Origin of the sequence: Pseudarthrobacter equi (assembly GCF_900105535.1) — a bacterium.
Taxonomy (GTDB): Bacteria; Actinomycetota; Actinomycetes; order Actinomycetales; family Micrococcaceae; genus Arthrobacter; species Arthrobacter equi.
On sequence record NZ_LT629779.1, the window covers coordinates 3879252 to 3898275 of the forward strand.

The 19024-nt window shown below is 68.5% G+C and carries 18 protein-coding genes; 6 read left to right on the forward strand and 12 right to left on the reverse strand.

The window, feature by feature from the left end; translation table 11 throughout:
- Positions 1 to 68: 68 nt before the first annotated feature.
- From BLT71_RS17665 to BLT71_RS17680, 4 genes are all read right to left on the reverse strand, one after another.
- The gene (locus tag BLT71_RS17665; RefSeq protein WP_091722918.1) at positions 69 to 1058 is read right to left on the reverse strand and encodes a Ppx/GppA phosphatase family protein; all 990 of its coding nucleotides are present in this window, start codon (positions 1056 to 1058) and stop codon (positions 69 to 71) included.
- 7 nt (positions 1059 to 1065) lie between these two features.
- Positions 1066 to 1485 (reverse strand): SseB family protein, encoded by a 420-nt coding sequence (locus tag BLT71_RS17670; protein ID WP_091722920.1) that lies wholly within the window; start codon positions 1483 to 1485, stop codon positions 1066 to 1068.
- 52 nt (positions 1486 to 1537) lie between these two features.
- A complete protein-coding gene (topA, locus tag BLT71_RS17675) occupies positions 1538 to 4276 on the reverse strand; it encodes a type I DNA topoisomerase (protein WP_091722922.1) in 2739 nt (912 codons plus the stop codon).
- Positions 4277 to 4410: 134 nt separating this feature from the next.
- Positions 4411 to 6051, reverse strand: coding sequence for a DUF7059 domain-containing protein (locus BLT71_RS17680; RefSeq protein WP_091722925.1), 1641 nt, complete (start codon positions 6049 to 6051; stop codon positions 4411 to 4413).
- A gap of 44 nt (positions 6052 to 6095) precedes the next feature.
- Here BLT71_RS17680 and BLT71_RS17685 point away from each other — a divergent pair, with 44 nt between their 5' ends.
- Both BLT71_RS17685 and BLT71_RS17690 read left to right on the forward strand, forming a co-directional pair.
- Positions 6096 to 6599 carry a hypothetical protein gene (locus tag BLT71_RS17685; RefSeq protein ID WP_091722926.1) on the forward strand — a complete coding sequence of 168 codons (504 nt, stop codon included), beginning with the start codon at positions 6096 to 6098 and terminating at the stop codon, positions 6597 to 6599.
- 76 nt (positions 6600 to 6675) lie between these two features.
- Positions 6676 to 7248, forward strand: a complete 573-nt coding sequence (locus BLT71_RS17690; RefSeq protein WP_091722929.1) for a hypothetical protein — start codon at positions 6676 to 6678, stop codon at positions 7246 to 7248.
- Between the two features lie 27 nt (positions 7249 to 7275).
- Here BLT71_RS17690 and trhO read toward each other — a convergent pair whose 3' ends face one another.
- Positions 7276 to 8169 carry an oxygen-dependent tRNA uridine(34) hydroxylase TrhO gene (gene trhO / locus BLT71_RS17695; RefSeq protein WP_091722932.1) on the reverse strand — a complete coding sequence of 298 codons (894 nt, stop codon included), beginning with the start codon at positions 8167 to 8169 and terminating at the stop codon, positions 7276 to 7278.
- Positions 8170 to 8285: 116 nt separating this feature from the next.
- Between trhO and BLT71_RS17700 the strand changes: the two genes are divergently transcribed.
- Positions 8286 to 8978, forward strand: coding sequence for a GNAT family N-acetyltransferase (locus BLT71_RS17700; protein ID WP_091722935.1), 693 nt, complete (start codon positions 8286 to 8288; stop codon positions 8976 to 8978).
- Between the two features lie 84 nt (positions 8979 to 9062).
- Positions 9063 to 11450, forward strand: a complete 2388-nt coding sequence (locus tag BLT71_RS17705; RefSeq protein WP_091722938.1) for a DEAD/DEAH box helicase — start codon at positions 9063 to 9065, stop codon at positions 11448 to 11450.
- A gap of 25 nt (positions 11451 to 11475) precedes the next feature.
- On the opposite strand, the gene BLT71_RS17710 is transcribed toward BLT71_RS17705, so the two are convergent.
- The 7 genes from BLT71_RS17710 to ssd all read right to left on the reverse strand — a co-directional run bounded on the left by BLT71_RS17710 (position 11476) and on the right by ssd (position 16753).
- Entirely contained in the window at positions 11476 to 11964 is a 489-nt protein-coding gene (locus BLT71_RS17710) for an Rv3654c family TadE-like protein (RefSeq protein ID WP_322788296.1), read from the reverse strand.
- Positions 11868 to 12311 carry a TadE family type IV pilus minor pilin gene (locus BLT71_RS17715; protein WP_231994349.1) on the reverse strand — a complete coding sequence of 148 codons (444 nt, stop codon included), beginning with the start codon at positions 12309 to 12311 and terminating at the stop codon, positions 11868 to 11870. Before BLT71_RS17715 ends, BLT71_RS17710 begins: the two co-directional genes overlap by 97 nt.
- Positions 12308 to 12652, reverse strand: coding sequence for a DUF4244 domain-containing protein (locus BLT71_RS17720; RefSeq protein WP_091722943.1), 345 nt, complete (start codon positions 12650 to 12652; stop codon positions 12308 to 12310). Before BLT71_RS17720 ends, BLT71_RS17715 begins: the two co-directional genes overlap by 4 nt.
- 189 nt (positions 12653 to 12841) lie before the next feature.
- Entirely contained in the window at positions 12842 to 13450 is a 609-nt protein-coding gene (locus BLT71_RS17725; protein WP_091722946.1) for a type II secretion system F family protein, read from the reverse strand.
- Positions 13447 to 14262, reverse strand: a complete 816-nt coding sequence (locus BLT71_RS17730; RefSeq protein ID WP_091722948.1) for a type II secretion system F family protein — start codon at positions 14260 to 14262, stop codon at positions 13447 to 13449. The genes BLT71_RS17725 and BLT71_RS17730 overlap by 4 nt, the downstream gene beginning before the upstream one ends.
- A complete protein-coding gene (locus BLT71_RS17735; RefSeq protein WP_231994350.1) occupies positions 14259 to 15557 on the reverse strand; it encodes a TadA family conjugal transfer-associated ATPase in 1299 nt (432 codons plus the stop codon). The genes BLT71_RS17730 and BLT71_RS17735 overlap by 4 nt, the downstream gene beginning before the upstream one ends.
- Positions 15554 to 16753: a septum site-determining protein Ssd gene (gene ssd, locus BLT71_RS17740; RefSeq protein WP_231994351.1), complete on the reverse strand. Its 1200-nt coding sequence runs from the start codon at positions 16751 to 16753 to the stop codon at positions 15554 to 15556. Before ssd ends, BLT71_RS17735 begins: the two co-directional genes overlap by 4 nt.
- Positions 16754 to 16882: 129 nt before the next feature.
- Between ssd and BLT71_RS17745 the strand changes: the two genes are divergently transcribed.
- Both BLT71_RS17745 and BLT71_RS17750 read left to right on the forward strand, forming a co-directional pair.
- On the forward strand, positions 16883 to 18610 hold the full coding sequence (locus BLT71_RS17745) for a bifunctional 3'-5' exonuclease/DNA polymerase (RefSeq protein WP_091722951.1): 1728 nt from the start codon (positions 16883 to 16885) through the stop codon (positions 18608 to 18610).
- A 166-nt stretch (positions 18611 to 18776) separates the two neighbouring features.
- The gene (locus BLT71_RS17750; protein WP_056078207.1) at positions 18777 to 18968 is read left to right on the forward strand and encodes a YegP family protein; all 192 of its coding nucleotides are present in this window, start codon (positions 18777 to 18779) and stop codon (positions 18966 to 18968) included.
- The last annotated feature ends 56 nt before the right edge of the window (positions 18969 to 19024 follow it).

Below are 19024 nucleotides of genomic sequence, written 5' to 3' on the forward strand. Positions count from 1 at the left end.
GCGGTGGCAACAGGTTTTCCCCCATTTTCCTGTTGCCACTGCCGGTGCTTCCGCTTTTAAGTGGTCCTTTAGAAAGTGGGCTGCACGGCCGGCGGCGCCGCAATGTGGGGCGCAGGCTCCAGTGGCCCGGCGAACACCAGCTGGTCCAGCCGGCGCAGGATGAGGCCCTCACGCAGGGCCCACGGGCAGATCCGGAGCTTCTTGAACTTGAACAGCTCCAGGGCGGCCTCCGCCACCAGCGCACCGGCCAGGAGCTGGTGGGCCCGAGCCTCGGAGACGCCGGGCAGGTGCAGCCGGTCCTCGGCCTTCATGGCGGAAATGCGCTGCGCCCAGACGCCGAGGTCCGTGGCGTTCAGTTCCCGTTTGACGTAGGGGCCGGCTGCGCTGGGCGCTGCACCGGCGATGCGGGCCAGTGAGCGGAAGGTCTTGGACGTTCCGGCCACCAGGTTGGCCCTGCCCAGGCCATCGAACTCGCGGACCGCAGGCTTCAGCGTTGACCGGATGTACCGCCGCAGTTCCTTGACGCTCCTGGCCGAGGGCGGGTCCTCAGCCAGCCAGTCCCGGGTGAGCCTGCTGGCGCCCAGCGGTACCGAGGTTGCGACTTCGGGGAGCTCGTCCTGGCCGAAGGCCATTTCGAACGAGCCGCCGCCGATGTCCAGGTTCAGGATGGGGCCGGCGCCCCAGCCGTGCCAGCGCCTGACGGCAAAGAACGTCATGGAGGCCTCTTCGCTGCCGGTCAGTTCCTGGAGCGTCACAGTGGTTTCGTGCTTGACGCGCGCCAGGACCTCGGGGCCGTTGGTGGCCTCGCGGATGGCCGAGGTACAGAAGGCCAGGAGGTCCTCGGCCTTATGGCGGGCGGCGAACTCCCAGGCTTCCAGGACAAACTCGGTGAGCTCGTGCTGGCCCTCGTCGCTGATGCTGCCGTCCGGTTCCAGATACTGCACCAGGGACAGCGGCCGTTTGTGCGAGGCGAACGGCAACGGCCGCGCCCCGGGGTGGGCATCCACCAGGAGGAGGTGGACAGTGTTTGACCCGATATCGAGGACGCCTAGCCGCATGGTGACATTATTGCTCGTCAGCGCGCTTGAAGTCGCGTTTGATGTTCGCCACGCCTTCCGGGTTGATCTCAAATCCGTAGGCTGCGCCGGGGTTGATCACCAGGCCCAGTTCCTCGCCGATGTTGGCGATGATGGCCGCGCCCTGGGTTCCCAGCACGTTGGGCGCTGCATCCAGGTACTGCTGGTCCACCCGGGTGGGGTGCGAGAAGACGGCCAGGACGGGGGCGCCCTCGGAATTGCCCAGGACCAGGGGCTCCACCTGTGAGTCCTCGCCCTCGATGCCGTCGGAGCTGATGATGTAGACCTCGCTGTTGAGGAACGACAGGATGACGTCCACTGGGTTCGCGTCGGGATCGTTGCCCGTGGCGAGCTTCTCCTCGAGGTCGTTGAGCGGCGTGGGATCGGCGATTCCGGTCTGTTCAGTCATTCCCCTAGCCGATCACGATACGGTGGCCGGCGCAAACGCGCCGGCCCCGCTGCTACTTCTTGGCCGTTGCCTTCTTCTTGGCCGGCGCCTTGCGGGTGGCGGTCCGCTTGACCGGGCCCTTGGCGCGTTTCTCGGCGAGCAGCTCCACCGCCTGTTCGCGGGTGAGCTCCTCCAGCGAGGTGGCCCGCGGAACCGTGATGTTGGTGATGCCATCGGTGATGTACGGGCCGAACCGCCCTTCCTTCACCACGATGTTCTTTTCCGACACCGGGTCCGGACCGAACTCGGCCAGCGGCGGCACCGCGGCACGGGCACCGCGCTGCTTGGGCTGCGAGTAGATCTCCAGCGCCTGTTCGAGCGTGATGGTGAAGATTTCCTCTTCGGTCCCGATGGAGCGGGAGTCCGTTCCCTTCTTCAGGTACGGGCCGAACCGTCCGTTCTGGACGGTGATGAGGTTTCCTTCGGAGTCCTCCCCCAGTGCCCGGGGCAGGCTCATGAGCTGCAGCGCCTCGTCCAGGGTGACGGACTCAACCGTCATCGACTTGAACAGCGACCCGGTGCGCGGCTTGGCCTTGACCGGCTTCTTGGGCGGCTTGGGCTTGCCGTTCTTGTAGTACTCCACCGGCTGGGCAGCGATCTGTTCCTCGGTCATCTCGGGAATGACCTCGGTGACGTAGGCGCCGTAACGGCCATTCTTGGCGACGACGGTGTGCCCGGTGTGCGGATCAGCGCCCAAAACGCGTTCCTCCGGCGCCGCCGTCTCCATCAGTTCCACGGCCTTGGCGGCGGTGAGCTCGTCCGGGGCCAGGTCCTCCGGGACGTTGGCACGCGGGGACTCGACGATCTCGCCGGTTTTGGGATCAACCGTGGCCGCAGAGCTTTCCAGGTAGGGTCCGAACTTGCCCACCCGCAGCGTTATTTCGTCCGTGATGGGGATGGAGTTGATCTCGCGTGCGTCGATCTCACCGAGGTTGTTCACGATGCTCAGCAGGCCGGGGTCCGAGTCTTCACCGAAGTAGAAGTGCCGCAGCCACGAGGTTCCGGCGGCCTGGCCGTTGGCGATCTTGTCCAGGTCGCCTTCCATGTCCGCCGTGAACTCATAGTCCACGTAATCCGAGAAGTGCTGCTCGAGCAGGCGGATCACGGAGAACGCGATCCAGCTGGGCACCAGCGCGGAGCCCTGCTTCCGGACGTAGCCGCGGTCCTGGATGGTGGAGATGGTAGAGGCGTAGGTGGAAGGGCGGCCGATGCCCTTCTTTTCCAGCTCCGCCGTCAGGGACGCTTCGGTGTAACGCGGGGGCGGCGAGGTTTCGTGGCCCACTGCCACGATGTCCGAGGCCTTCAGCGTGTCGCCCTTGGCCACGTTCGGCAGGCGGCGGGCTTCGTCGGAGTCGTCGTCGCCGCGGCTTTCGTCCTTGCCTTCCTCGTAGGCGGCCAGGAAGCCGGGGAACGTGATGACGGTGCCGGAGGCGCTGAACTCGGCATCGCGGCCGGCAGCGTCGCCGCTGACAGCCACGGCACCCAGGCGGATGGTCGCCGTCGAACCCTTGGCGTCCGCCATCTGCGAGGCGACGGTGCGCTTCCAGATCAGCTCGTAGAGGCGGAACTCGTCGCCGCGGAGCTGGGAGGCAACCTGGGCGGGGGTACGGAAGGAGTCACCGGCGGGGCGGACGGCCTCGTGGGCTTCCTGTGCGTTGGCTGCCTTGTTGGTGTAGACGCGGGGGGAACCGGGAATGTATTCGGGACCGTAAAGCTCGGAGGCCTGGCGGCGGGCTGCCGTCAAGGCTTCGTCGCTCAGCGCCGAGGAGTCGGTACGCATATAGGTGATGTAGCCGTTTTCATACAGCCGCTGGGCGATCTGCATGGTGCTCTTGGAGGAGAAGCGCAGCTTGCGGCCGGCCTCCTGCTGCAGCGTGGAGGTGGTGAACGGCGCGGCGGGCCGGCGGGTGTACGGCTTCGTTTCAACGGAGCGGACCGTGAAGGGGGCGTCCTGCAGCCCGGCGGCCAGGGATGCGGCCAGCTCCTCGTTAAGGTGCGCCACGTTCTTGGACGTGAGGACGCCGTCGTCGTTGAAATCGCGGCCGGAGGCAACCTTGGCGCCGTCCACGGAGGCCAGCTTCGCTTTGAAGGAGCCGGAATCCGCGCCGAACTGTCCGGTCAGGTCCCAGTAGGACGCGGACTTGAAGGCCATGCGTTCGCGTTCGCGGTCCACCACCATGCGGGTGACCACGGACTGCACCCGGCCGGCGGAGAGGCCGCGGGCCACCTTGCGCCACAGCACCGGGGAAATTTCGTAGCCGTAGAGGCGGTCCAGGATGCGGCGGGTTTCCTGGGCGTCCACCAGGTCCTGGTCCACGTCGCGCAGGTTGCCCATGGCGCGCTGGATGGCTTCCTTGGTGATTTCACCGAAGGTCATCCGGTACACGGGGACCTTGGGCTTGAGCACTTCCAGCAGGTGCCACGCGATGGCTTCGCCCTCGCGGTCCCCATCGGTTGCGAGATAAAGTTCGTCGGCGTCCTTGAGCGCAGCCTTGAGCTCAGTCACCTTTTTCTTCTTGTCCGGCGACACCACGTAGTAGGGCTTGAAGTCGTGGTCGATGTCGACGGCGAACTTGCCTACCGAGGTTTTCTTGAGTTCGGCGGGGAGCTCCGACGGCTGCGGCAGGTCGCGGATATGACCGATGGAGGCCTCAACAATGAAGCCCTCGCCGAGGTACTTGGCGATGGTCTTGCTCTTGGCTGGAGACTCCACAATCACGAGTTTCTTGCCGGTTTTGGCCTTGCTTGGCACGGTGCTCCTACAGAAAAAGGTTGCTGGGGCAGATGAGCCCATATTGGCCTAGTTCACCATATTTTGGACAATCCTGCGCATTCATGTGGAAAACGGGGGGTACCAAAAGGGGTGCGGAGACCACTGGTGGAAGGTCAGTTTTCGGCTGGCAGGAGGAAGCCGTCGCGGACCAGATTTTCGACGTCGGCCAGCAGCCTTCCGCGGAAGGAGTCCTCTCCGGATCCGTCGTCCCCGCTGCCCAGCAGCGCCTCAAGGGCGCCGGCAATCTGGCCGGCGGTCAGGTCGCCGTCGCACGCTGACACGAACCCGGCAAGTTCGGTGCTGAGGAGGTTGGTACGCCGCAGCCCGGCACCCTGCCGCAGCAGGATCACGCCCGGGTGCTCGGCACCGGGCCGCTGGTGGCGCTCCTCCGTGACATCGCCGGCCACCAGCAGGTACGTGTCCGCCACAGAGTGCGCCGCCAGCCAGTCGCTGCGTTCGACGGCGGCGCCCAGGTGGGGGCTGACAGGCTGCTCGATGGGGTAGCTGATTTCCTCGAAGCGGCGAAGCACGGGCTGCGCTTCTTCCGCCGGGCGCCGGAGCCACACCATGCCGAAGCCGATGCCTTCGACGTTCCGGGAGGCGAAGTCGGCAAGGTACGCCCCATAGGCGTAGCGGTAGTGGTCGCGGTCCCTGCCCTCGGAAGCGTCCTGCAACCAGGTCTCCGCGTACTGTTCGGGGCTGACCTGCTCGCGCTGGATGAACCAGGCGTCGGTGCCGGGCCGGACCCATGACTGCGGCCGTTCGTGCCATTCGGTACCGGCTGCCACTTCCCAGTTGCCCAGCATCTGGGCCGTGCCGCCGGGCGCCAGCACCGTGGGCAGGTCCGCCACGAGGGAAGCGACGATTTCGTCGCCCGGCAGGCCGCCGTCGCGGTAGGTGAACTGGTCCGCGGCGTCCTCGCCGGCACTGCGCGGGGTGATGACGAACGGCGGGTTGGACACCACCAGGCCGAATTCGTCGCCCGCCACTGGCTCCAGGAGTGAACCGAGCCGCAGGCTCACGCGGTCGGCCAGCCGGCCGGGGTCGACCGAGAGGGCCTCGGCGTTGAGCAGGATGTTGAAGCGGGTGAACGCCAGGGCACGTGCTGAAATGTCGGTGGCCGTGACGTGCTCGCAGTGGTGCAGCAGGTGGAAGGACTGTATTCCGCAGCCGGTTCCCAGGTCCAGGGCGCGGGCGGTATGCCGGCGGACGGTGGTCTGCACCAGGGTGGTGGAAGCCTGCCCGATGCCCAGGACGTGGTCATGCCGCAGGACACCGGACTGCTGGTGCGCGGCGAGGTCGCTGGCCACCCACAGTTCGGCGCCGCCGCTGCCGTCTTCATTCTTCTCCCAGCCGTAGGGCCGCAGGTCCGCCTTGGCGGACAGCCGGCCGGTGCCGGGTACGGGCTGCAGCAGCCCCAGCTCTTCCAGGCCTTCCGCGCGGATCCCCGGCAGGGCGGCGTCGAGCGTTGCCCTGTCCTGCGGTTCTGCCAGGAGCCAGAGGCGCACGACGGCGGCCAGCGGCGCCGCGGCGGCGTCCTCCCGGACGGCGCGGTCCACGGCCAGCATCGCAGGGATGATCTGGTCCCGGTTCAGCGCGGCGGACGCTGACGGGCCCAGGAGGCCCGCGACGCCGTCGAGCTTGTAGTCCAGCCGCCGCAGGTCCGCGGCAAGCGCCCGCAGCAGGTGGGGCAGGTCGCTGCGGGGAGCGTCGGGAGTGTTGCCGGCAGTGAACTCAAAAGGGGTTTCAGGCACCGGACAAGTTTAGTCCGGGACCGGACAGCAGGTAGCGTTGAGGCATGCCTTCCAGCCTTCCCTTCCTGGCGCGTGCCCGCGTGCGGTCCCCCGCCCACCCTCCGGAACGGTCCGGCGGGCCGAAGCTGAAGGCCCTCGCCGCCGCTGCTGCCGCGCTGGCTGCCCTGGCCCTGGCTGGCTGCTCATCAGTTGTTTCGGTGGAAAACGCCGACGTTCCGCAGTGGCGCACCACGGCGCTCCCCACGGCCCCGGACTCGGTGCTTGACGACGCCGGCAAGATCCTCAACCGCGACCGCATCGTGCAGGAGGCGGCCGACGTCCCCGCGGGCAATTACACGCTGACGGCCACCTGCGACGGCGGCGGAAAGGCCTTCTTCGCGGTCTCGCTGAACGGTGCCGCGATCACCGAGGCGGGGGCTGCCTGCAACGGCAGCAAAGAGACGTCCAAGGTTGCGCTCCCCGAAGCGGGCCGGCTCGAAATCAGCACTTCAAGCGTTGATGCGCCGCTCATTTATGCCTACCAGCTGGCTCCGGCGGCAGCGCGTTAATACGGTGGTTCCTGCTCTGGCAGGCGGGCGCCCGCAGGCATAAAGTCGGGATATGCCCAGTGTGCGGAGATTCTCCGTGCCCCGTCCCGTGGGAGTACCTCGCGAAGCGACAGCACGAGCGACAGCACGGGCGACGCCAGCGCGGAAGCCGGCCGGCGCCGTCGTTGGCGTTGTGCTGGCGGCCGGCCTGGCGCTGGGCGGCTGCGAATACACGTACGACGACGGCCGGAGCTACGCCGCGTCGGCGGGGGCCGAAGCGACCGCCGACCCCGGTCCCCTCTTCACCAGGGACCCGCTGACGCGCGACCCCGTGGGCCAGGATGAGCTGGACGGGTGGGTGGCCCGCACGCTCCCGGAGGCTCCGCAGCCCGCCGTCCACATCGGCGCCGGCGTGCTGGCTGCCGGCGAAATGCGGTCCGACTCCTCGCCCGCCCTGGGAACAGGAACCTACGCGTTGACACTTGCATGTCGGAGCCAGCGCCGAGTGAACTTCACCGTCCGCAGCGATACCCTGACCCTGGTGGATTTGGGCCTGCGCTGCGGCATCAACCGTGAGAACGTCATCTACCTTTCGGCGCCGACTGCGCTGACCGTCACGGTGGAGGCCAGGACGGGAGCGAACTACGCGTTCCGGCTCCGCAAGTTGTAAGCCGGCGGACTTTGGTGGTGCGGCCGGTCAGGCCGCGCAGCCCCCGGGGCAGCGGAGGGTTTCCGGGCTGGCGGCGCAGTCCGCGCAGTACAGCGTGAGGGTGCGGCAGCTGGGATTGGAGCAGTTCTCGAACTTGCTGGTGGGCGCCTTGCAGCGGACGCATTCACCGATGGTTTTGGCGTCGTCGCTGAATTCGAGGTGCATGCGTTTATCGAAGACGTACAGCGAGCCCTCCCACAGGCCCTGGTCCTTGAAGGCCTCGCCGTAGCGGACAATCCCGCCGTCGAGCTGGTAGACCTCCGTGAAGCCGCGGTTGACCATGAGGCTGGACAGGACTTCGCAGCGGATTCCACCGGTGCAGTAGGTGACCACCGGTTTGTCCTTCAGGGCGTCGTATTTGCCGGAATCCAGTTCCTTGATGAAGTCATGCGTGGTGGCCACATCCGGCACCACGGCGTCCTTGAACCTGCCGATCTGGGCCTCGAAGGCGTTGCGGCCGTCAAAGAAGACCACTTCTTCGCCGGACTGCTTCCGGGCTTCCACCAGTTCGTGCAGTTCCTCCGGCTTCAGGTGTGTTCCGCCTCCCACCACGCCGCCGGCGTCCACGGTGAGCTCGCCGGGCGCGCCGAAGGAGACAATTTCGTCGCGGACCTTGACGCTCAGCCGGGGGAAGTCCTCCGCGCCGCCGTCGGACCATTTCACGTCGATGCCGTGGAAGCCCTTGTATTCGCGGGTGGTCTTGACGTACTGCTTGACCGCGCCGATCTCGCCGCCCACGGTGGCGTTGATGCCGTCCTTGGAGATGATGATCCTGCCGGTCAGGCCGAGCTTCTCGCAGAGGGCACGCTGCCAGAGCCGCACTGCGTCGGGATCCGGGATGGGGGTAAAGCCGTAAAAAAGGACGATTCGGTTCAAAGCCACGTATTTAAGGGTATCCGTCTTTCCACGGGCCGTGTCCGCGTCCGCTCCATCACGAATTGCATAAGCTCTGGGGCGCACCCTGTTGCTTGTGATCGGGCTGGCATAGTCTTCATGCCATGAGTCCGGAAACGTTGATTGAAGACATCACTGGCCTTCTTGAAGTGTGGGTGGCGGGCTGGGCCGGCTGCCGCGGGTACCAGACATCAACCGAGGGCCGCTTCCCCGCCGCCCTCCGGTCCGACACCAGCGGGGAATGGGAATACTTCGCCGCCGACCCCACTGACCAGGAATTTGGTGAGCTGGCCGCCAGGACTGCGGAAGCCGCGCCGCGGGTCCTGACCATCCTCACCAATGACATTCCCCGCTACACGGCGCTGGCGGCCAGGCACGGGCTGAACGTCACCTCCGGTTCCCAGACCATGATGATCGTGGACATGGAAACGCAGGATGCCGAGGACCCCTGGCTCTCCGACGACGACCTGTCCCTGACCACGTCCACCCACCACGGCGTGCACTATGCCGAGGTCAAGTCCGGTGAGGCGCTTGCCGCCAGCGGCAGGGTGTTCGTGGTGGGCGAGACGGCGGTCTTCGACAAAATCATCACCGAGCCGGCGTTCCAGCGCCGCGGACTGGGCAGCTTCATCATGCGGGCCCTGGCAGCGCAGGCCTTCGAACACGACGTGCAGACGGGGCTGCTGCTGGCCTCCATCGACGGCCAGAAGCTGTACTCCCACTTGGGGTGGAGCACTGTTTCGCAGGTGCTGATGCTCTCGGCGTCGCACGACGGTTCGGACCTGTCCCTGAGCTGACTCCGCCGCCGATCTGCACGCAGGTCCGTTACCCCGATGGCGAACCCGGCCGGCGGTGTCCGTGCCGGGTGAAACAATGTTGGGGTGAATCCCCATGACTCCCTGATCCCGTTGCTGGGCCGCGGCCCGGACCCGGAGCAGCTGCGTCATGTCCGGACCATTCCCGCGCGCGCCGCGGTCCATGAGCCGTGGCCGGACTGGGTGCACCCGGACCTGGTGGCGGCCTACGGCTCGCTGGGGATCGGCGAACCGTATCGGCACCAGGTGGAGGCGGCAGACATCGCCCATGGCGGCGGCCACGTGGTGGTGGCCACCGGAACGGCGTCGGGAAAGTCGCTCGCCTACCAGTTGCCGGCGCTGGACGCCATCCACCGGTCCGAGCTGCGGGTGCTGGCCGAGCCCGGGAAGATCCACGACGACGGAGCGGTCACCCTGTACCTCTCCCCCACCAAGGCCCTGGCCGCGGACCAGCACAACGCCATCCGTGCGCTCAGGCTGCCCACTGTCAGGGCCGAAACCTACGACGGCGACACGGACCCCGCGTCCCGGCGCTGGATCCGCGACCACGCCAACTTCATCCTCGCCAACCCCGACATGCTGCACTTCGGCATCCTGCCCAACCATGCATGGTGGGCGGGATTCTTCCGCCGCCTCCGGTACGTCATCGTGGACGAGGCCCACAGCTACCGCGGCGTGTTCGGCTCCCATGTGGCCAACCTGCTGCGGCGGCTCCGCCGGATCTGCGCCTACTACGGGGCCGGCAGTTCCTTCCCTGAGCCGGTGTTCATTGCCGCATCCGCCACGGCGTCTGACCCTGACACGTCCTTCTCCCGGCTGATCGGTGCACCGGTCAAGGCCGTTTCCCGGGACGCCTCGCCCCACGGTTCCACCACTGTGGCGTTCTGGGAGCCTGCGCTGACCGAGTTGCGCGGTGAAAACGGGGCGAAGGAGCGGCGGACCGCTGTGGCCGAAACCGCGGACCTGCTGGCCAACCTCGTCTCGGCCCAGGTCCGGACCATCGCGTTCATCAAGTCGCGGCGCGGAGCCGAAACCATTTCGACCATCACCAAACGCCTGCTGGACGAGGTGGATCCCAGCCTGCCGCAGCGGGTGGCCGCCTACCGGTCCGGCTACCTGCCGGAGGAACGCCGGGCAGTGGAGAAGGCCCTGCGGTCAGGCCAGCTGCTGGGGGTTTCCAGCACGTCGGCGCTGGAACTGGGCATCGACATATCCGGGCTGGACGCCGTTCTGGTGGCGGGCTGGCCGGGGACCAGGGCGTCGCTGTTCCAGCAGATTGGCCGTGCCGGCCGGGCCGGGCAGGATGCCATTGCGGCCTTTGTGGCCAGCGACGATCCCCTGGACACCTTTTTGGTGAACCACCCCGAGGCTATTTTTGATGTATCGGTGGAAGCCACGGTCTTCGACCCCGCCAACCCCTATGTACTGGGTCCGCACCTCTGCGCTGCCGCAGCCGAGCTTCCCCTCGGTCCGGGCGAGCTGGGCCTGTTCGGCGCCACCGCCGAGGGGTTGCTGGACCGGCTGGTCGCGCAGGGGTACCTGCGCCGGCGCCCGGCCGGCTGGTTCTGGACGCACCCCCAGAGCGCCGCAGCCATGGTCAACTTAAGGGCCGACGGCGGCGGTCCCGTCAGCATCGTGGACGCGGACACCGGCTCGCTGCTGGGCACCATGGACTCCCCCCAGACCCACTACCAGGCTCACAACGGGGCCGTGTACATCCACCAGGGCGACAGCTATGTGGTGGAAGACCTGAATGAGGAGGACCACTGCGTGGTGGTCCGCCGGGCCAACCCCGATTACTACACCACGGCCCGGGACGTCACCCAGATTGAGGTGCTGGAAACACAGCGGACCATGCAGTGGGGCGACATCACTGTCCACTTCGGTGACGTGAAGGTGACCACCCAGGTTGTCTCCTTCCAGCGCAAGGCCCTGGTCTCCAATGAAATCCTGGGCGAGGAGCCGCTCGAACTCGGGGCAAGGGACCTGTTCACGAAGGCGGTCTGGTTCGTGGTGGACAACCGCTCCCTCACCGCCGCCGGTCTCATCGAGGCCCAGTTCCCCGGGGCCCTGCATGCTGCCGAACACGCCGCGATAGGCCTGCTGCCGCTGGTGGCGTCCAGCGACCGCTGGGACATCGGCGGTGTGTCGACGGCCCTGCACGCAGACACCGGGGTGCCCACCATCTTCGTGTACGACGGGCACCCCGGCGGCGCCGGATTTGCTGAGCGCGGTTTCGAGAAGGCCAAGGTGTGGCTGGCGGCCACCCGTGCCGCCATCGAAGCCTGCGAGTGCGAGTCCGGGTGCCCGTCCTGCGTCCAGTCACCCAAATGCGGCAACAAGAACAACCCGCTGGACAAGGCAGCCGCCATCACCCTGCTGGGCGTCCTGCTGAAGGACGCCACAGAGTCCGCGCCGGTTGAACAGCCGGACACAGGATCCCGGCTCACCTAGGTTCCCTGCCGTCGCCGCAGGCAGCCTAGGGCGGCGGTCCGGCACGAGCTCGCCCGGTGGCCGCGCCCAGCATCGATCGTTCGTGCAGTTCCGTCCTGACCTCGAGGGTCAACCCGGGGCCCTTTACGCAGCTGAGGACCCGTGCCGCGTGCCGGGACGCGACGTCGTTGGCCACGGTGCAGGGCTCGCCTGCCGAGATTCCGCGCAGGGCGTCGGCCCCTGCGAGCGCTGCCAGGTCCGCGGCCGACGCCGCACGGCTGGCCTGCACCGCTGACTGGGCCAGGAGCATCACCAGCACGGCTGCCATCAGGACCACCAACGCCAGCCCGGCCGCGAGAACGGTGCCTGATCCCCGTTCCCGGTGATCGGGGCCAGGACGGGCTTGCTGACCACGGCGTTGACCCGGGCGGCCCGCTGTCACCTGTTCCCCTTTCCGTCGGTGAGGCCGCTGCTCCCTGCTGGCGCACCGGCCGTGCGCTCCGCTCGGGTGGACGCCCGGGCAGTGAGGGTCCACGGGATGGATGTTCCCAGCGGGCCTCCCACGCGGTCCGTCACGGTGACGTTGAACCATTCGCCCTCGGCTGCCACCGTGGCGGCTGCTGTTCCACCCGCGAGGGTGCGGACGGTCTGCGCCACGGTGGCAGGGTCTTCGCCCCTGGCCAGGGCCCTGGCGCCGGACCGCGCCCCCTCCTCGATCCGCAGCTGGGTGACACCGGCGGCGGCTCCAGCCAGGAGCATGGCCAACAAGGCCACCACGACGGGAAGGGTGACGGCGAACTCGGCTGTGACCGCACCCCGGCACGCAGCTGAACTATTCGCCCGCCGCGGAGCGGCTCCCCGCGCGGCCGGCGCAGCTGTCACGGCAACGCCAGTGCCGTACGGATCAGGTTCAGCAGGAAACCCCGGACTTCATCGCTGCGGAGGATGAAGACCAGAAGGCCCGCGAATCCGACCGCGGCGAGGGTGGCGATGGCGTACTCGGCGGTGGCCATTCCGGCTTCCGACCCCATCAGCCGGACGGAGCGCCGCCGGCGGCGGGACGTACCGGCCCCGGGCCGCAGCTCCACGACGTTTGCCGGCAGGGTGCTGTCCCGTGCGCGGCCGATGGACTGTGGCCCGCCGGCGCTGCGGCCTGCGGGAGCGGGCCGGGCGGCGAGCGCGGACGTGCCGGCAAAGGTGTGACGGTGGTGATTCGTGGACATGTGGTTTTTCCTTCCGTAGCGCCGGAGGTTCTTCCGGCTGGTGATGACTCTTCCGGCGCGGGCGGCGGCCGGTAAGGTCCCTGTTTCGGTAAGTGGATAAGCAGTGGCGGCCAGCCGCTGTGGAGGACTGGACAGCGGGCTCCTGCCCGGGGCCGCTGGAGCCCCGCTGCTGCGGTCAGGAGCCCCCGGTCAGGAGCCTGAAGGCACCAGGGCCAGCAGTACGGGGACGACGCCGAGGCAGATGAAGGCGGGGAGCGAACACAGTCCCAGCGGAATGACGAGCTTGACGCCCAGCGACGCGGCACGCTTTTCGGCGGCCCGGAAGCGTTCCCGGCGGAGCCTGGCCGCCTGGGCGTAGAGGATGGCCGACGACGGCGCGCCGGTCAGCGCAGCGAAGCCCAGTGCATCCCGCAACTCGAGGATGTCGGGCCGGCGGACGGCGGAGCTGCGCCAGGCCGTTTCCCAATCGGCACCGATGGCCAGGGCTGAAACCACCGGCCGCAGTGATTCGCTGTACTTCGCCGAGGCGGACATGGAGACCAGTTCCAAGGCGCGGCCGATGCTGGAACCGGCGTCGAGCATGGCCGCTACAAGTTCGAGCATCATGGCGGTGTCGGCAAGGCCGGGTCCGGCCCGGTTGCGGGGTTCCGGGATTATTGGCGTATGCCCCGGGCCCGGGTCATGTAATTCGAGGGTGCGGAGCCGTGTCCGGGCCCTGCCTCGTCCGGCGCAGGCCAGGAACGCTGCGGCGGCAAGGACGGCGAACAGCCCCAATGCTGCGATGCCGGTGCCCGTCACAGCTTCCCGGTTCCCGCGGCAGTTGCCACCAGGCGCGAGGACCAGAGCCTGCCGGCAACGGTCAGGGCCACGCCGCCCAGCAAGGCAGCCAGGCCAAGGGGCGTACCCAACAGCATGGCAAGCGGGTCAACGCCCAGTGCCATCCCGAGCCCAAGGCCCATCAACGGCAGCCAGGTCAGCAGCGAGACCGTGGCTTTTGGACCGGCCAGGGCAGTCTGGCGCGCCGCGTCCGCGTCGGCCTCCACCTCGAGCTGGGCCGCAAAGCGGGTGAGCACATCAGCGAGGGGGCATCCGCTGGCCTCGGCGATATCGAAGCAGGCTGCCAGCTCGGACCAGATCCTTGCCTCCCGGTGCCCGCCTGGAAACACCTCCGGCAGCGCCCGCCTGATGGCCGCCGACACCGGTGTGCCACGCGCCGCGGCACCGCGTGCTGCAGCCAGCACGGCAAGGGAACCGTCCGACAGCCCTCCCTTGGCCGGACCGGCAGCAGCATCCCCCGCAGATGGTTGCGGGCCGTCCGTTCCATAAACGATCCAGAGTTCGTCCCACAGCCTGGCAAGTGTCCGGCCTCCTTTCAGCAGTGCAGCCAGCTGCTGCACCAGGACGGTAAGGGGTGTCCCCACAGTGGCGTTCTTTCCCGATCCCAGTTTCTTACGGCGGGTGAATCGCCTGGAGGCGGGCCTGCCCATCAGACCGGATGCCCGGGCTGGCGGCCGGCCCGCGGCACGGTGCAGCCGCGCGGCAGCACCCCGGGGCGGCTTGAGCAGCAGCAGCGCCGCCAGGGACAGGGCAAGCGCCAGCAGGACAATCACCGGATGTCCTCCGGGTCCATGCCGAGTCGCGCGGCCAGCGCCGGCCACGCGGGTCCTGCGACACCGGCCGCAGTTTCCAGGGCCGGCACCACAGTCAGCCCCTCCGGCGAATCGACGAAAACACCGATGCACGTGACCTCGCGTCCCCGGGGTGTCAGTTCGACGTGGATGGCCACGTCCAACGCACTGGCTGCCTGCAGCCGCACACCGTCCGGGCTCAACCCTGCCAGTGCACCAAGGGCCGTGAGCCTGGCCGGAACCGAGGCCGCTGTGTTGGCGTGGATGGTGCCGCCTCCGCCGCTGTGGCCTGTATTCATGGCGGTAAGAAGCTCCCGGACCTCGGCGCCGCGGCACTCACCCACCACCAGCCTGTCGGGTCGCATGCGCAGGGCCTGCCGTACCAGTTCGCCCAGGTCCACTTCGCCGCCGCCTTCCAGGTTTCCGTGCCTGGACTCCAGGGAAACGATGTGCGGGTGGACAGGATTCAGTTCCGAGGCGTCCTCGATGAGGACCAACCGCTCCCCCGCCGCACACAGCCCCAGCAGCGTTGACAGCAGGGTGGTCTTTCCGGAGCCGGTGGCGCCGCTGACCAGGAAGCTCAGCCTCTGCTCCACTACGTTCTCCAGTACGTCCCGGACCGGCCCGCTGAACATGCCTCCTTCCTGCAGTTCAGCCATGCCGAAAACGTGCTCGCGCCTGATGCGGATACTCAACAGGGTCCCCGCCGTGGAGACGGGCGGCAGGACAGCGTGGACACGGTAGCCGCCCGGGAGGCGGACATCAACACAGGGCGACCCGTCATCCAGCCGCCGGCCGCCCGCCGCCACCAGCCTGCAGGCGAGCGCGCGCAGCTGGGATTCGCCCTCGAATGCCACCGCCACACGCTCGATGCCGCGCCCCCGGTCCACCCAAACGGAGTCCGGGGCATTGGCGAAGATGTCCGTCACGGCGGGGTCCCGGGTGAGCTCCTGCAGGGGACCCAGTCCGTTCAGTTCCGCGCTGATCCGTTCCACTGCGGCGAGCGCTCCCGCAGTTCCGAGCAGCTTTCCGGTGGCCTGGACCGCAGCGGCCACCCGGGACGGAGTCACAGCCCCGGCTTCGGCCATCATCGATTCGCGCACCGATTCCAGGAGGCCCGCATCGACAGGACGGCCCCGGGCAGGCGTCCCGCCCTGATGGGGTCCGCGCCGCTGCCCTTCCAGGATCCGGGCACTTCGCCGGGACCGTGGCGGCAGCGCGGAAACATCGGGAGGTGCCGCAACAGCCCTGGATGCCTCCCCTTCGCCCGGGGTCATACCGGTTCTCCCACGGGCAGCCCGTCACCGAGGGAATCGAGCACCGTGCCGGCGAAGCGCCGCACGCTGCGCCGCCTGCCAAGATCCAGGAGCCTGCCGGATTCCACTGCGGCAGCCATGCCGCGCAGTTCCGGCACCCGGCCCAGGACGGGAAGCCCGATGGCGTCGGCGAGGAGCGGGCCGTCAATGGCGGCCCCCGGTTTGCCACGCATCAGCACCGACGCTTCCACGGGCGGGAATTCCTGCAGCAACCGCACCGCGGCCACGGCGGCCTTCAGCTGGGCCGGAACCACCACAAAGATGCGGTCGCAGTCCCAGGCGAACGTCTTCAGCGGCTCGGCGCGGCGGCCAATGTCCACCACCACGAGTTCGTAACCCCGCCGGGCAGCGTCCAGGACACCGGCGGCAGCTGGCCCTGCCACCTGATCGGGCTGTTCGCGGCTGGCGGGCCAGGACAGGAACGAGAAACCGCCGGACACAGGCAGGGAGTCGGCCAGCTGGAGGGGATCGATGCTGCCCCGGGCGTCGGACAGGTCCGGCCAGCGCAACCCCGGGTAGTCCTCGGCGGCGATGGCCAGTTCCAGCCCGCCGCCCCAGGGATCGCCATCCACCAGCAGTACGCGCACACCCATGCCCGCCGCTGCCTGCGCAATCCAGATGGCCGCCGTGGTGGCTCCTGCACCGCCACAGCCGCCGGTCAAGCCGAGAACCAGCCCACCGGGCCCCGGCGACCGTGACCGGCTTAGATGGTCAGCCAGCCAGGCAGCCGCATCCGGGAGCACGGCCACGCGTTCGGCTCCAAGCGCGGCGGCCAGATGCCACAGGCTGTCCCCCTCGCCGTCCAGGCCGACGAGGACGGCAGGCGCCCGCCGCCGGGGCGGCAGCTCCCTGATGTCACTGCCCACCAGCACCGCCGCCGCCCCGTCCCAGTGACGGCCGCCCTCTGCTGCATCCACGGCCACGCGCAGGCGTCCGCCGGCGGCAGCAACAATCCGTTCCACCTCCGAGCGGAGGAAAGCCGACGCCGTCACCAGCAGCACTTCGCCGGATGCGTCCGGCAGCCATGCGTCAGCGGCCCCGTCCGCCGGGCCGGCGGGTGCACGCGATGTACCAGCCGGCGGCGAGCCTGGGGCGTAGCCGGCGGACCCGGCAGGGCCCTGCCCCGACGGTGGCGGAAGTATCTGGTGCCTGCTCATGGAGCCACTCTCCATGCCGGTGCGGTGGCAGGTAAGGTGCGCCGTCAGCTATGTGGATAAAGCCGACGTGGACAAGGCGGACGGGAACCGCCGTACAGAGGCGTCCCGCCAAGCGTGCACAATTGGAGCATGTATGTCCTGCTCGCCGCCCACCCCTCCGGGGCCGCGCTGCAGGAACTCACCCAGGCGGGCGAACCCCAGCCGGCCAATCCCGAAGTCCGCGTCGTCAGCATTGGCGACCTTCCCGCCGTCGTCCGCCAACTGGAAGGCGGCCCGACGCCGCCCCGTTGGATCTGGCACCGTACCCAGGACTGGTACCCGGCGCTGCTGCGGGCCGGCGTGGAGCTGGAGCGCTGCTACGACCTCACGCTCTGCGGCAACATCCTGGCGTTTTCGCAGTTCACCGCCCACACCGAGTACGCCCGCACGTCGGACAGGACCCCAGCGGACGATCCGGTCCTGCCGCCGAAGTCGCTGCTTCCCCCTGCTCCCCCGGCGGACCAGGGCGCCCTGTTCGAGGACCCGGGCAGCGCGCCGCCCCTGCGCCATACCCCGGAAGAGCTGCGGACCGAGTACGCCACACAGCAGTCCGCCCTGGCCGGGGCCGGCACCGATGGCAGCATGCGCGGCCGCCTGCAGCTGCTGCTGGCAGCTGAATCAGCAGGCGCGATGATCGCCGCCGAGATGCAGTACGCGGGCGTGCCGTGGCGGGAGGATCTGCACGAGGAAATCCTGGCCGGCTACCTTGGCCCGCGTCCGCCCGCCGGGCAGCGGCCGGCACGGCTGGAGGCGCTGGCCGCCGAACTGCGGCAACTGCTTGGCTCCCCCATGCTGAACCCGGACTCCCCGCAGGAACTCATCCGCGCCCTGCACCGCAACGGCATCGAGGTGAAGAGCACCAGCAAATGGGAGCTGAAGGACTCTTCGCACCCGGTCATCGGCCCGCTGCTGGAGTACAAGAAACTGTCGCGGCTGCATACGGCGAACGGCTGGTCGTGGCTCGATGCCTGGGTGGCGGGCGGGAGGTTCCGGCCAGAGTACGTGGTGGGCGGAGTGGTGTCCGGCCGCTGGGCCTCGCGGGGCGGCGGCGCCCTCCAGATCCCCCGGCAGATCCGTGGTGCCGTGCACGCGGATCCCGGCTACAAGCTGATCGTGGCCGACGCCTCGCAACTGGAGCCGCGGGTTCTGGTGGCGCTGGCACGGGATTCGGTGATGGCCGAAGCCGCGCGGGACCAGGATCTCTATGCGGGCATCGCCGCCAAGGGCTTCGGCGGTGACCGCGCGAAAGCCAAGGTGGCCCTGCTCGGGGCGATGTACGGTGCCACGTCCGGCGAATCCGGCCGCCTCATGCCGCAGTTGGCGCGGACGTATCCGCGGGCTGTGGACTTCGTGGAACAGGCCGCCCGGGCAGGCGAGGCCGGTGGCACGGTAACCACCCGGCTGGGGCGCAGCAGCCCGCCGCCGTCGGAGCGCTGGTACCAAAGCCAGCGCTCGGTCACCGCTGAAGAGCAGCGCCGTGCCGAGTCGATCGCCAGGTCCCGGGGCCGGTTTACCCGCAACTTCGTGGTCCAGGGCTCGGCTGCGGACTGGGCGGCATGCTGGCTGGCGGAATTACGACGGCGGCTGCGCACCCTCCGCGCGGACGGCACCGGCGCAGGGGCCGGCGGTGCCGGTCCGGAACTGGTGTTCTTCCTCCACGACGAAGTCATGGTGCACGCCCCGGCCGGCGCGGTGGACGAGTGCATCAGGGCGATTGAGGACGCCGCCGGTGCCGCGAAGGACCTCCTGTTCGGTCCCATCCCGGTGGAATTTCCCGTCAGCGTCGCTGTGGTGGACTCCTACGACCTGGCCAAGTAAGCCTCCAGCGCGGACAGGTCAAACCCGGATTCCTACCCATATGACGGATAAAGTAACCTACCGGGCAGTAGCTCGACGCACCGCGTGACGCGGATTACAGTCTGTAACGGCGACTGATGCAGACCGGTCGGGCTGATGCGACGACGCATACCAGGGGAGGTCCGGCATGGCGGGCAGATTCGAGATTCACCGGGCAGGAGACGAGTCCTACCGGCTCCGGCTTACCGACGCAGAGGGCAACATCGTTGCCGTTTCACCAAGCTTCAAATCCTTGAACAAGCTGATGGACGGCGTCAACGCAATGCGCGAGAACGCCGCGACAGGAATCGTGGTCGACCTGCGGCAGCAGCAGGCCTGACCCATCCATACGGCCTGAAAAGGCCCCAACAACCGGGTGGCCGCGCTCAATGGCGC

Coding starts and splice junctions, on each gene's coding strand:
- ssd (WP_231994351.1), bottom strand. CDS start 16,753: ATGAGCAGGCACCAGATACTTCCGCCACCGTCGGGGCAGGGCCCTGCC.
- BLT71_RS17665 (WP_091722918.1), bottom strand. CDS start 1,058: ATGCGGCTAGGCGTCCTCGATATCGGGTCAAACACTGTCCACCTCCTC.
- BLT71_RS17735 (WP_231994350.1), bottom strand. CDS start 15,557: ATGACCCCGGGCGAAGGGGAGGCATCCAGGGCTGTTGCGGCACCTCCC.
- BLT71_RS17750 (WP_056078207.1), top strand. CDS start 18,777: ATGGCGGGCAGATTCGAGATTCACCGGGCAGGAGACGAGTCCTACCGG.
- BLT71_RS17685 (WP_091722926.1), top strand. CDS start 6,096: ATGCCTTCCAGCCTTCCCTTCCTGGCGCGTGCCCGCGTGCGGTCCCCC.
- BLT71_RS17720 (WP_091722943.1), bottom strand. CDS start 12,652: ATGTCCACGAATCACCACCGTCACACCTTTGCCGGCACGTCCGCGCTC.
- BLT71_RS17745 (WP_091722951.1), top strand. CDS start 16,883: ATGTATGTCCTGCTCGCCGCCCACCCCTCCGGGGCCGCGCTGCAGGAA.
- BLT71_RS17670 (WP_091722920.1), bottom strand. CDS start 1,485: ATGACTGAACAGACCGGAATCGCCGATCCCACGCCGCTCAACGACCTC.
- BLT71_RS17700 (WP_091722935.1), top strand. CDS start 8,286: ATGAGTCCGGAAACGTTGATTGAAGACATCACTGGCCTTCTTGAAGTG.